The organism is Streptomyces sp. NBC_01116 (genome assembly GCF_041435495.1).
Classification (GTDB): Bacteria; Actinomycetota; Actinomycetes; order Streptomycetales; family Streptomycetaceae; genus Streptomyces.
In genome coordinates, this window is the sequence record NZ_CP108644.1 from 4,057,623 (window position 1) to 4,070,182 (window position 12,560).

The following is a 12,560-nucleotide window of genomic DNA, read 5'->3' on the forward strand; positions in this document are numbered from 1 at the left end:
ATTGTCCCGTATCCGCGGCCCGGTTCTCGCCCCGGGGGCCGGTGGCCGGTGCCGGGTTTCGATGAACCGGGTCGGTGGCGGGTGCCGGGACTGGTCGGTCGTGGTCCCCGGGACCGGTCCGTCGCGGTCCCCGGGCCGGTCGATCGTGTTGCTCGCGCCTGCTGGTCGGTCGCGGTCCTCCGCCCCGGTCGGCCGCGCTCCTCCACCCCGGTCAGTCCCGCTTGCAGATCCGGTCGAGGAGGTTGGCCGTGGCCCGTTGGATCCGGGGGTCCGTGTGCCCGGGGCGGTCCAGGGCCGGGGACCAGGCGAAGGTGCCGGAGGCGAAGACGAGCGCGCCGGAGGGGGACTGGTAGAGCGAGGTCTCCTGGTGCCGGGTGGCGCCCTCGGAGTCCTCGTACGGGGAATGGGCCAGCAGGATCCGGTTGTCGTGCTCGGGCAGGCTGGTGCGCGGGAAGTAGCGGTCGGCCTCGCCGGCGACCAGGCCCGGGATCTCGTCGCCCTCGACCGCGCCCGTGGCGTCCCAGAGCCAGTGCTCCGCGTTGCGCACGACCAGCGGGCGGGGATCGGGCACCCGGCCCGCGTACTGGATGCCCAGCAGCTGCTGTTCGGGCCGGTCGACCTCGCGCCACAGGGCGGACTTCCCGGGCCCCCGACGCTTGCGGCAGGTCAGCAGCCGGTCCGCCTCGCCGGAGGCCGACGGGGCGAGGCCCACCTGCCAGTACATGGTGTTGGCGGAGAGGAAGACGAGCGAGGTGCCGGAGTCCCGGGCACGCTCGGCGGCCCGGCGCATCGGCAGCGTCCAGTACTCGTCGTGGCCGGGGAAGACCAGGCCCCGGTAGCGGCTGGGGTCGACGCGGCCGGCGTGCAGGTCGCGGGCGTCGGCGTAGGCGAGGTCGTAGCCGTACCGCTCGGCCCAGCGGATGAAGTCGTACGCGTGCCCCACGTGCAGCGGCAGGCCGGCCCCGGCGTACGGGCGGTCGAAGGAGATCGTGACGGCGGCGTCCTCCTCGCCGAGCAGCCGCCCCCGCTCGTCCCACGCGTGGTAGAGGCTGGCGCCGGTACGGCCGTCCTCCGGGTAGAGGTTGTACGCCTGCCAGGTGATGTCGGGCAGCAGGAGCAGCAGGTCGGCGGGGTGGTCGTGGCGCACGGTGAAGGGGATGTGCGAGCGGTAGCCGTCAGCGGTGGTCAGGACGGCCACATACGCGCCGACGGACCAGTAGCTCGGGATCTGGAGCCGCCAGGACATCCACCAGTGGTGGCAGGAGACGGTCCGGTCGGCGGCGAGCGGCGGGGGCTGGACGATGCCGGAGAGCCGCGGGCTCGTGGTGATCTTGGACGCGCCGTCGCCGCCGTAGTGGCCGATCCGGTAGACGTCGACGGAGAACTGCTGGGGCGGGTCCACGGTGATGTGGAAGTCGATGGCCTCGCCGGGGGCCGCCGCGCCGGGCGAGACGAAGCCCTTGATCTGGCGGTGCACGTCGTCGGCGGTACGGGTGCCGCCGCCGGTGGAGCGGGCGAGATCGGCGTACCAGGGGACCACCTGACCGGTGTCGTCGAAGTAATTCTCACTGCCGCGCAACCACGGCAGCGGGCCCTGCCCGAAGGGATCGCTCACCGCGTGCGCGAGGGCGCCCGACTCCCACCGGCGAATCTGCTCCGCCCCCATGCCGCGCCCCTCCCTCGGATCCCTCGGACTGCTCTGGGGATCCCCCGGACAACTCTGGTGCGCCGAATGTCAGCGCCGGTCCCCAGCACATCACATAACGCACGCGGTTCGTCACCCTTCGTCGCGAATTGACGGGGCCGGGAAGCCTTCGGGCCTTGCCGATGGCCTTGTCGATGGCCTTGTCGATGGGCCTGTCGGAGGGCCTGTCGAAGGGCCTGTTCCGCCTGGTCGTACCGGTCGTCGTACCGGTCCTTCTACCGGTCGTCGTCCTGGTCGTCGTACCGGCCGGAGCTCGTCGTCGGACCCGTCGCCCCTGTGGCCGGACCAGTCGAACGGGCTTGTGCCGGGGCAATCGGCCCAGGGGTCGGACCCGTCGGTCGTGTGGCCGGACCAGCCGCATGGGCTAACGGTCGGAACGGCTTGCGGTCGGACCAACCGGCTGGCGGACGGGCCAGCCGACCGGCCTGTGCTCGGACCAGCCGGACCGGCCTGCGCTCAGACCAGCCGGACCGGCTTGTCGGAGCGCACTCCCACCTCGGCCAGCCAGGACAGCAGCGGGTCCGGATCGCCGTCCTCGACGAGGCTGAGGACCGGGGTCGCGAGGTCCGCCCGGCGCTCGCCGCCGACGAGCAGGGCGGGGCCGTCCAGCCAGTCGAGGCCGGGGGCCGCGCCCGCCGTGTCCACGGCGGCGCAGCAGACCATGGCCGCGACGTGGTCGGCGAGCAGCTCGGTGCCCGTACGCGGCGGCTGGAGCGGGAAGAGGGGCAGTGGGCCGGGCCCCCAGAGGTCGAGAGGATCGTCGGCCGCACCGTGACCCGGGCCACTGTGCCCCGGGCCGCCGTGGCCCGGGGCCTCGGCCTCCTCACGGGCGACCGCGGCGCCGATGCCGGCCGCCAGCTCCTCGCCCGGACCGCCGGGACCGCCGGGACCGGAAAGATGTTCCATGACCCGGGCCAGGGTCGGCACGGCCGGGTCGGCGGCGGAGGCACGGGGGACGCCCAGGGTGTCCAGGACCCGGTGCAGCCGAGCCGCTTCCGAACGCCACTTCCGGTCGACGACCTCGTCGGGATACTGCTGCCAGTCCACCGGCGCCCAGCCCGGACCGCTCTCGGCGGGGCCGCCGTGGAAGAGCCGCGCGGCGAGCAGGGACGCCGCCTCGTCGGCCACCCCGGGCTCCTCCAGCAGGTCGCACGCGGGCCGCTCGCCGAGGCGCAGGGCGAAGCCGTCGGCGAGCCGGTCGCGGCGGGACAGCTCGGTGAGCGCGGAGACGACACCGGCGTCCAGCCGGGAGGGCCAGCGGCCCATCCGCCAGGCGGGCAGCGCCACCCGGGTCAGCAGCCGGTCCCAGCCGGCGTAGGCGAGGCCGACCTGTTCCTGGGCGGAGATCCGCAGCCCGTGGTCGACCGTCTGGGCCCGCATGGACGCGGCGGCCGCCACGCAGCGCTCCATCTCGGCGGCATGGTCCCGGCAGGCCCGCAGCAGCAGCCGGGAGACCCAGCCGGCGAAGGCGAGCGGAGCGCCGCGCACCGTGCCCCGGCAGGGGCCGGCGGCATCGGCGATCGAGGCGTCCAGACCGCGTACGAAGCGGCGGGCGGCGGCTATGTCGGGGTGCGCGGACGGGCCGGTGCCCGCCACCACGGGGGCGAGGACCGCACGGAGCTCGGCGACCCGCATCCACCACAGGAACGGCGAGCCGATGACCAGGACGGGGGCGGTGTCCCCGGCCTCCGCCGCGGCCACCGGGCCCCTCCGGAGCGCGCGGTGCGTCCGGTCCTCCAGCCAGCTGTCGCAGTCCGGGGTGAGCGCTATGGCCGAGGGCGCGGGCACGTCCAGCCGGTCGGCCAGGTCGCGGACCAGGCGGTAGAGGTCGGGGGCCCCTCCCTCCGGCACGGGCACGGTCGGGCTCATGGCGGGCCGCGCGCGGGCCACCGAGACGGCGACCAGGACGGTCACCAGCAGCACGACGACCGCGACGCCGAGGACCGTCCAGCGCACGGTGTCCCAGGCCGGACCGGCCAGGTGGCCCTGCGCGCCCGCCGCGAAGAGCACGACGGCGACGGCCGCGGGCAGGATCGCCACGGCCAGTGCTCTGCTGCGGATCCGCAGCAGGGAGAGCGCTCGGGCCTGTGCGGCCCGCGCCCCCAGCTCCTCACCCACATCGATACCGGACACGGCCGGACGTCACCCCCTCTGCCACGCGACGGTGTTGCTCACTCCCCCACTGTGGCACCCGTCACCGACATCGCAATGTCGGTGGGCCAAGTGCCCGAACGCTTGCGCCGCACCCTAGTTGGGGCTCCGGCAGCCGTCATCCGGATGGCGCAGTCGTCACCCGATGGAATGGCTTTGGGCAAAGCTGCTGACGTGTTCGCGTCCATGGGCAAGCATCCCGGCCGACCGCTCGCCGTCGCGCCCGGACAAGCGGCAGCCCCTCGCGCCTTCCGCGTACGCCGGTGGCATACGAGGGGCGGGCGGAGGGGCTGCGGGGCGCGAGGTCCAGGGCCGACCGGGGCCGTCCGGGCTGGGCCGGCCCGCCGGCCGGGCCGAACGGTCCGACCGGGGCCGACCGGGGCAGGTCAGCCCCGAGAGGCCTTCAGCGCGATGTCCGTACGGTGCTGGGAGCCGTCCAGGCGGATCCGGCCGAGCGCGGTGTAGGCACGCTCCCGGGCCGCCGTGAGGTCCTTGCCGGTCGCGGTCACCGAGAGCACCCGGCCGCCAGCGCTGAGCACCGCGCCGCCCTCGGCGCGGGTCCCGGCGTGCAGGACGTACGCGTCGGGGGCATCCTGCGCCGCGACGTCCGCGAGCCCGTCGATCGGGTCGCCGGTGCGCGGGGTGTCCGGGTAGTTGTGCGAGGCGATGACCACGGTGACCGCGGCGTCGTCGCGCCAGTTCAGCGGCGGGAGGGTGTCGAGGGTGCCGTTGGCGGAGGCGAGCAGGACACCGGCCAGCGGGGTCTTCAGCCGGGCCAGCACGACCTGGGTCTCCGGGTCGCCGAAGCGGGCGTTGAACTCGATGACCCGCACACCCCGCGAGGTGATCGCGAGGCCCGCGTAGAGCAGCCCGGAGAAGGGCGTGCCGCGTCGGCGCAGCTCGTCGACGGTCGGCTGGAGCACGGACTGGAGGACCTCGTCGACCAGCTTGGGGTCCGCCCACGGGAGCGGGGAGTAGGCGCCCATGCCGCCGGTGTTCGGGCCCTCGTCGCCGTCGAGGGCGCGCTTGAAGTCCTGGGCGGGCTGGAGCGGCAACACGGTGGTGCCGTCGGTGATCGCGAAGAGGCTGACCTCCGGGCCGTCGAGGAACTCCTCGATGACCACGCGGTCGCAGGAGAGCGCGTGGGCCCGGGCCGCGGCCAGGTCGTCGGTGACGACGACGCCCTTGCCGGCCGCGAGGCCGTCGTCCTTGACGACGTACGGGGCGCCGAAGGCGTCGAGGGCCTCGTCGATCTCCGCGGGGGTGGTGCACACGTAGCTGCGGGCGGTGGGAACGCCGGCGCCGGCCATGACGTCCTTGGCGAACGCCTTGGAGCCTTCCAGCTGCGCGGCTTCGCCGGAGGGGCCGAAGCAGGGGATGCCGGCCGCGCGTACGGCGTCGGCGACCCCGGCGACCAGCGGCGCCTCCGGGCCGACGACCACCAGCCCGGCGCCCAGCTCGGCCGCGAGGCGCGCGACGGCGTCACCGTCGAGCGCGTCGACCGGGTGCAGTTCGGCCACCTCTGCGATGCCGGCGTTGCCGGGGGCGCAGTACAGAGCGGTGACATCGGGGTCGAGGGACAGAGAGCGGCACAGGGCGTGTTCGCGGGCGCCGCCGCCGATGACGAGGACCTTCACGGGGTGCAGCCTAGCCGCCGGGCGCGGGGAGCCCGGACGGCCGCCGGTCCGTGGACAGAGGGCCTCGCGTGCTCGCCGTCACCGCGGCACCCCGCCCGTACGCCTCGCCGCGCCGCTGCCCGTCACTGCCGATTACTTCTGGTCACTGCCAGTCACTGCTGGTCACTGCTCGTTGGTGAACTCCTCGACGACCGTGGCCCCCAGCTCGCGGACGATCAGCTCGTGACCGGAGAGGGCGGAGTCGACGAGATCCGGATCGTCTGCCTCCGGGATGTCGTCCTCGGGAGCGACGTTGCGCGGCGGCTCCGCCCCGTACGAGCTGTGGGAGGACTCGGGGGCGGGTGAGGCTTCCCGGCCCTGCGGCGGCGCGGAGGCCGGCGGCTGCTGCTGGGAGGGCGGCGCGTGCTGCCCCTGCGGCGGGGGCGGGGACTGCTGCGGGGCGGAGTGCTGGGGCCGGGGCTCGTACGCGACCGGGGCTGCGGGGGCTGCCGGGGCGGGCTGGTACTGCGGGGCGGGACGTCCGGCGCCCGCGCCGGGGCCCGGGGACATCCCGCCGCCACCGGAGGTGTCGATGACCGCCTCGATGCGCCACTGGGCGTTGAACCGTTCGACGAGGGCCTGCTTGAGGATCTCCTCGCTGCCGCTGCTCGCGAAGTTGTCCCGGGCTCCCGCGTTGAGGAAGCCGATCCGCAGCGTCGTCCCGTCGAACCCGGCGACCTGGGCGTTCTGGCTGAGCAGGATCCAGGTGAAACGCCGGCGGCTCTTGACCGCCTCCAGGATGTCCGGCCACATGTTCCGCACCTGGGCGGCGCCCTGGGCCATGCTCTGACCGCCCTCGGGCGCGACCGGCGCGGCGGGGGCCGGCGAGGCGGCCCGGGCGGCGGCGGGCGGCGGGGTGGCGGCGGGGGCCGGTCCGCTGCCGGGTGCGGACGCGGTGGGCCAGCCGCCGGGGCGCCGGGCCTGGTCCCCGCCGGCCGCCGCGGGCCAGGAGCCGGGCCGCTGGGCGGGCTCGGCGGCCTGCGGGGCGGCCGGGGGGGCCTCGGCGGGAGCCTGCTGGGCGGCGGGCGGTGCGTAGGCGGGGGGCGTCGCTGGTGCGGGAGCGGCGGGCGCCTCGCCCCGTACGGCCGCCCGGGCCGTGTCCGGACCCGCGCCCTGGGGGGCGTGGGCCTGCGGGGCGTGGACGTCGGGGCCCGGTGCGTACGCCATCGGCGCCGCGGCGGCGGGCGGGGCGGCGAACCCGGCGGTGGCGGCGGCCGAGGCCCCGCGCTCCAGCCGGTCGAGGCGGGCCTGCAGCGACCGCTCGTCGTCGTAGGCGGCGGGCAGCAGGACCCGGGCGCAGATCAGCTCCACCTGGAGCCGCGGCGAGGTGGCCCCGCGCATCTCCGTGAGCCCGTCGTTGACCAGATCGGCGGCGCGGCTCAGCTCGGCGGCGCCGAAGACGGAGGCCTGGGCCTGCATGCGCTCGACGACATCGGCGGGGGCGTCGATGAGGCCCTTCTCGCCGGCGTCGGGCACGGCGGCGAGGATCACCAGATCGCGCAGCCGCTCCAGGAGGTCCGCCACGAACCGACGGGGATCGTTGCCGCCCTCGATGACCCGTTCCACGACCTCAAAGGCGGCGGCACCGTCGCCGGCGGCGAAGGCGTCCACGATCGAGTCGAGCAGGGAGCCGTCGGTGTACCCGAGGAGCGAGGTGGCCATGGCATACGTCACACCGTCGTCGCCCGCGCCGGCCAGCAGCTGGTCCATGACGGACATCGAGTCACGCACGGAGCCGGCCCCGGCGCGCACGACGAGCGGAAGGACGCCGTCCTCGACGGTGCTGTTCTCCCGCCCGCAGACATCGGCGAGATAGATACGGAGGGTCCCCGGGGGAACCAGCCGGAACGGATAGTGGTGCGTACGCGACCGGATCGTCCCGATGACCTTCTCGGGCTCGGTCGTCGCGAAGATGAACTTGAGGTGCTCCGGCGGCTCCTCGACCACCTTCAGCAGGGCGTTGAAGCCCGCCGGGGTGACCATGTGCGCCTCGTCGATGATGTAGATCTTGTAACGACTGGAGGCGGGCCCGAAGAACGCCTTCTCGCGCAGATCACGGGCGTCGTCCACACCACCGTGCGAGGCGGCGTCGATCTCGATGACATCGATGGAACCCGGCCCGTTGCGCGCGAGGTCCTGGCAGGACTGGCACTCCCCGCACGGGGTCGGCGTGGGCCCCTGCTCGCAGTTCAGACAGCGGGCGAGGATGCGCGCGCTGGTCGTCTTTCCACAGCCGCGCGGCCCGCTGAACAGGTACGCGTGATTGACCCGGTTGTTCCGCAGGGCCTGCTGGAGCGGGTCAGTGACATGCTCCTGACCGATGACCTCGGCGAACGACTCGGGGCGGTAGCGGCGGTACAGCGCAAGGGACGACACACCTACGAGGTTATCGGGGCCCACCGACAACCGGCCCCACGCCGCCCGAGCCCCTCCCCGCCGGACCACCGCACGGCACCCACCCGGCACCCCCGGGACTGCCCGGTCCCCCGGTGCCGCCCCGGCGACAACGCCCCGGAACGCAAAGGGCCCCCCACGCACCCGCCAGAGCCGACCTACCCTTGCTGCCTTCCGGCCCTGGGGGAGTTCAGTCAGATAGCGCCACGTGAGGGGCTGACGCCCACCTTAGCGGATCCCCACCCCCTCCGGTCCACCCGCCCGCCCCGTCGGACGACAGCGGAACCGCCCGGCAGGCCCCTCCGGACGATCTTCGGCGAACGTGTTCGCGAGCACCCTCCAACGTCTTGTATTGTTTGCGGCGGAGGATTCGCCTAGTGGCCTAGGGCGCACGCTTGGAAAGCGTGTTGGGGGCAACCCCTCACGAGTTCGAATCTCGTATCCTCCGCCATTGCTCTCACCGGGCAATACGAAGAAGGCCCTGACACGTTTCGACTGGTCAGGGCCTTCTTCGCGTGCTGGCCCGAGTGGGACCGGTCTCGATCACGCGTCGCTGGGCGGTGGGCTCCTCGTGATCTTCCGTCTCAGTCGCGGCCTGAGGGACCCTGGTTCGGGCCTCACCGGCCTCTTCGCCCGCCTCCGGCGCGGTGCCCCAGAGTGCGTCGCGAGGCCAGGAGGGTGTGGACCCCGACCGCGGTCATGTGAGGTACGTGGGGTGAGGCCGCTGGTCTCCCCACGGCCTCGCCCATCACGCTGGACACGTCTGCGGGATACGACGTCGGTGGTTCGGTCTCGGTCTACCCGTTGCGCGAGTACCAGGCCAGTCCGCGGCGCCAGGCGGCGAGTCCCAGTGCCGTCACGGCCAGGGCCACCAGCGGGAAGGCGTACACCAGGGCCTGCGAGAAGGGGACCGTGTCGGTGTGGCCGGTCAGCCAGGCGGCCGGGTAGTAGCCCGCGAAAGCGATCGGGACACCGAAGGTGAACACCGTTTGCAGAATGGTCGGGAAGACCGACAGCGGGTAGTTTCCGAAGGTTCCCGCGGTGTTGTCCAGCCAGAAGAACAGCGACTCGCTGCCCCGAAACCGCAGCACGAGCGCGGCGATGTGGAGGTTCAGGCCCAGCTCTATCACCGTGGCGCACACCATGGCCAGGATGAGGAACAGCACTGCCCCGACCGACCATTCGATGTCCAGCAGGGACAGACAGACGCTGAGCGAGACCGCGGCCACCACCAGGTCGCCCAGTGCGTTGACGGGCGCCTCGTACGTGAACACCTGGAGCAAGGTCGGTGCCGGGCGGGTGCGGAAGGCGTCGAAGCGGCCTTCGCGCAACAGATGCGGGATCAGTCCCAGATTTCCGAAGAAGAGCATGTACAGGCCGTGGCCCACCATGCGGATGCTGCTCACGAGCAGAATCTCACCGAGCTCCCAGCCATCCAGTGCGGGAAAGCGGCTGAAGATGACGGTGGCGAAGAGGACCACGGTGATCTGGTACGTCACACCGTTGGCCACGGCCATCGCGAAGTCCGCGCGATTGGCGAGTTGGCTGCGCAGTCCGGCCCGCAGGATGACCGTGGCCAGCCGCAGCCGGCCGACCGGAACAGCTGGGGTGGGAGCGGCAGAGGTTTTCGTGCTCATCGGATCAGCCACCAAGGACGAGGAGACGGCGGGCGGCGCGGTGCCACATGAAGCGGCCCGCCAGGGTCAGCAGCACTCCCCAGAGGGCTTGTTCCGCCAGGAACCAGCCGGCGTCGGCGGCTGCGATGCGCCCGGTGTAGAGCGAGACCGGCACATGGATCGTCGCCGCGAACGGCAGATGCTCGCCGACCATCCGGAACCAGTCGGGAAAGAACCACAGCGGGACGAGGCCGCCGGACAACAGCAGTTGGGCGAACGCCACCAACCGGTTCACCCCGAAACTGGTGATCGTCCAAAAACTCGTCAGGTCCACCAGCAGGCCGATCTGGTAGAAGACCACCTGGCCGAGCGCGTACGAGAGGACCGCCACCGCCGTGGCCGTCCAGGTCGGGGGAGCCGACACGAGTCCGGTGGCCAGGCCGATGGCCAGCCCGGCGCAGAGCCAGGCCGTGGCGTAGAGCCCCTCCCCCACACCACGCCAGGCGCAGTAGCGACGGGCCGCCAGCGGTCGTACGAACCAGAAGACGACCGATCCGTCTCGGATCTTGCTCTGCGCGGTCTCCTGCGAAGCTCCCTCCAGAACGACCCTGCCGGTCCCCATGAGGGTGGCCAGCACCGAGTAGGTAATGGCTTGAGAGGCGTCGAGACCGACCACGGTCTGACTGCCCTCCCCGTACAGCGCGCGCCAGAGCAGCACGTACAGGAAGACCTGGGTGACGATGACGAACGTCGTGGCGACGATGCGCGGCTTGTAGGCCCATTCGGTGCGCGGGACAAGGAACGCGAGCCGAAAGGCGCGTGGACGGCCGGCTGCCGTACTCGGGCCCACGGGGCGGGCCGGGGAGGGCAGCGTCATCACCCGGCCCGTCCCGTCGCCGTCGGCGCTTCCTCGTGGGAACGGCCGTAGAGCGTGCGCAGCATGTCCTCGACTCTGGTGCCCTCGTACACCACCGAACGCACGGGGTGGGCGGCGAGCAGCTCCGCGGTCACCTCGATGCGGTCGGACCCGGGCAGCGGGCGGACGCGCACGGTGGGCCCGTCGGCGGAGACGACCTCGGCGGTCAGCAGCCGCAGCGTGGGCGGCGGCGCCTCGAACTCCACCACGAAGGTGTGCTGGTCACCGGATACGGCGGCGAGCCCCTCCCGTGACCCGTCATGGACCACCCGGCCGCGGTCGATGACCACGATCCGCTCGCAGAGCGCCTCGACCTCCCCCATGTCGTGCGTGGTGAGAATGATCGCGTGGTCCCCGGTGGCCGCCAGCCTGGCCAGCAGGGCCCGTACCTGGTCCTTGACCAGGACGTCGAGGCCGACCGTCGGCTCGTCCAGAAAGATCACCTGCGGCTGGTGCAGCAGGGCCGCCGCCAGGTCGCACCTGACGCGTTGGCCGAGGGAGAGGAAGCGGACCGGGGTGTCCCAGAACGGCGACAGCGAGAGGACACCGTCGAGTTCGGCCAGGGCGGAACGGTAGACGGGCTCGGCCAGTCCGTGGATGTCCCGCAGGATGTCGAAGGACACCCGCGCCGGAAGGTCCCACCAGAGCTGGGTGCGCTGCCCGAAGGTGACTCCCATGGTGCGCGCGTTGCGCTCGCGGTCGGCGTACGGGTCCAGGCCCCTGACCCGGACCGTTCCGGTCTCGGGCAGCAGCAGGCCCGTCATCAGCTTGATGAGCGTCGACTTGCCTGCCCCGTTCTGGCCGAGCAGCCCCACGAACTCCCCCTGGCCGACACGGAGATCCACATCGGCCAGGGCGACGGAGCGTCGCGCCTTCCGCCGCCGCAGGGGCCGTCGGACACTCCATCGGTCACCCGCGTCGAAGGACCGGAAGGTCTTTCCCGCCCCGGCGACGTCGATCACCGGCTCCACGCCGGTCATGAGGCGGCCTTGCCCGCGGCCTCGGAGCCCCTGAGCACGGCGGTGGCCACCAGCGGCGCGAGCAGCTCGCCCACCGCGGGGAGCCACTGGACGGGGACGACCCGGCGCAGCGCCCCCGGTGCGAGGGTGGCCAGTGCGGAACGCGCCGGGGGACGGCCCGGGTCCACCGCCCCGCCCAGGTCGTGCAGCACGGCTCCGAGCGTGAAGGCCGTGGTCCACACCTCGGCGAGCAGGACGTCGCTGACCCGGTCGTGGACCAGGGAGCGGTGGGGCAGAACGTCCAGCGCCTCGCGCAGAGGTCCGACGGTCTCCTCCCTCCCGATGCCCCGTTCCAGCAGGGTCTCCTCGGCGGGACCGCGGCGCCAGCCGTCCGGCGCGGAGTCGTCGCGGGTGTAGACCACGGCCAGCTGCTCCCACCAGCAGAAGTAGGGCACGGCGCTCGGCGTCGGCAGAGTGCTGGAGCCGGACCCGACCGAGGCCCCCGCACCGAGGGGGCCGTAGTTGGCGGAGTTGCGCGGCCCCATGACGTCGTTGCCGACCAGGCTGGGGGGGTTGGCGTGATCCACCGGCTGTACGACCGGGGTGAGCTTCTCGATATCGGTCAGGTGATCGAGAAGGGTGACGTCGTCCGTGGCGTCGGCCACGGTGTTCGCCGCGGCGTACTCCGCGAAGGACCGTGCCCGGGAAGCGGGCAGTACGAGCGCCACGGAAGGCAGGTAGTCGTCGACCACCGGAGCCCAGTCGTGGCCCAACAGGGCCGCGGCGCGGACGGCGTTGGCGGTGCGTGATCCCCACTCCGCGAACAGGCTGATGGCGGCGTCCGGCCTCGCCGCGACGAGGGCCCCCACCCGTTCGGCGAACCCGGGAGCGAGAATCGCGTCGTCCTGGATCACCAGGTGATGAGTGGCCGAGGGCGCCACCGTCTGCCAGGCGAGACGGGCTGTGCGCAGGGCGGACGACGGGCCGTCCGGTTCGGGGTCGGTGACGACCACGGCCGCCAGTTCGGGGTGGGCTGCGGACAACCGCTCTGCGGCTGCCTGGCGGCGTGGGTGAGCCATGATCACGGTGGAGAGGCTGATCGGGCGGGGTGCGGCAGTCATAGGTCAGGGGTTCCGGTCTGAC

At 73.0% G+C, this 12,560-nt stretch carries 8 protein-coding genes, 1 tRNA gene and 1 other RNA gene; 1 reads left to right on the forward strand and 9 read right to left on the reverse strand.

The window, feature by feature from the left end:
* Positions 1–211: 211 nt before the first annotated feature.
* The 5 genes from OG245_RS17730 to ffs form a co-directional block, all read right to left on the reverse strand.
* On the reverse strand, positions 212–1,666 hold the full coding sequence (locus OG245_RS17730) for a N,N-dimethylformamidase beta subunit family domain-containing protein (RefSeq protein ID WP_371624479.1): 1,455 nt from the start codon (positions 1,664–1,666) through the stop codon (positions 212–214).
* Between the two features lie 495 nt (positions 1,667–2,161).
* Entirely contained in the window at positions 2,162–3,838 is a 1,677-nt protein-coding gene (locus OG245_RS17735) for a hypothetical protein (RefSeq protein ID WP_371624480.1), read from the reverse strand.
* A gap of 404 nt (positions 3,839–4,242) precedes the next feature.
* Positions 4,243–5,493, reverse strand: a complete 1,251-nt coding sequence (purD, locus tag OG245_RS17740) for a phosphoribosylamine--glycine ligase (RefSeq protein WP_371624481.1) — start codon at positions 5,491–5,493, stop codon at positions 4,243–4,245.
* A 162-nt stretch (positions 5,494–5,655) separates the two neighbouring features.
* Positions 5,656–7,908, reverse strand: coding sequence for a DNA polymerase III subunit gamma and tau (locus OG245_RS17745; protein WP_371624482.1), 2,253 nt, complete (start codon positions 7,906–7,908; stop codon positions 5,656–5,658).
* A 143-nt stretch (positions 7,909–8,051) separates the two neighbouring features.
* Positions 8,052–8,146: signal recognition particle sRNA small type (gene ffs, locus OG245_RS17750), an RNA gene on the reverse strand.
* 143 nt (positions 8,147–8,289) lie between these two features.
* Here ffs and OG245_RS17755 point away from each other — a divergent pair.
* Positions 8,290–8,377, forward strand: a tRNA-Ser gene (locus OG245_RS17755).
* Positions 8,378–8,723: 346 nt separating this feature from the next.
* Here the strand turns inward: OG245_RS17755 and OG245_RS17760 are convergent.
* From OG245_RS17760 to OG245_RS17775, 4 genes are read right to left on the reverse strand one after another with little or no spacing between them, the layout of a single operon-like run.
* A complete protein-coding gene (locus tag OG245_RS17760) occupies positions 8,724–9,563 on the reverse strand; it encodes an ABC transporter permease (protein WP_371624483.1) in 840 nt (279 codons plus the stop codon).
* 4 nt (positions 9,564–9,567) lie between these two features.
* Complete coding sequence (locus OG245_RS17765) at positions 9,568–10,419, reverse strand: ABC transporter permease (RefSeq protein WP_371624484.1); 852 nt, start codon at positions 10,417–10,419, stop codon at positions 9,568–9,570.
* A complete protein-coding gene (locus tag OG245_RS17770; protein ID WP_371624485.1) occupies positions 10,419–11,438 on the reverse strand; it encodes an ATP-binding cassette domain-containing protein in 1,020 nt (339 codons plus the stop codon). Before OG245_RS17770 ends, OG245_RS17765 begins: the two co-directional genes overlap by 1 nt.
* Positions 11,435–12,538: a hypothetical protein gene (locus OG245_RS17775; RefSeq protein ID WP_371624486.1), complete on the reverse strand. Its 1,104-nt coding sequence runs from the start codon at positions 12,536–12,538 to the stop codon at positions 11,435–11,437. Before OG245_RS17775 ends, OG245_RS17770 begins: the two co-directional genes overlap by 4 nt.
* Between the last annotated feature and the right edge of the window lie 22 nt (positions 12,539–12,560).

What these genes read in the sequence shown, in the direction of transcription:
- OG245_RS17770 (WP_371624485.1), bottom strand. Translation starts at nt 11,438, where the DNA reads ATGACCGGCGTGGAGCCGGTGATCGACGTCGCCGGGGCGGGAAAGACC.
- OG245_RS17730 (WP_371624479.1), bottom strand. Translation starts at nt 1,666, where the DNA reads ATGGGGGCGGAGCAGATTCGCCGGTGGGAGTCGGGCGCCCTCGCGCAC.
- OG245_RS17765 (WP_371624484.1), bottom strand. Translation starts at nt 10,419, where the DNA reads ATGACGCTGCCCTCCCCGGCCCGCCCCGTGGGCCCGAGTACGGCAGCC.
- OG245_RS17760 (WP_371624483.1), bottom strand. Translation starts at nt 9,563, where the DNA reads ATGAGCACGAAAACCTCTGCCGCTCCCACCCCAGCTGTTCCGGTCGGC.
- OG245_RS17775 (WP_371624486.1), bottom strand. Translation starts at nt 12,538, where the DNA reads ATGACTGCCGCACCCCGCCCGATCAGCCTCTCCACCGTGATCATGGCT.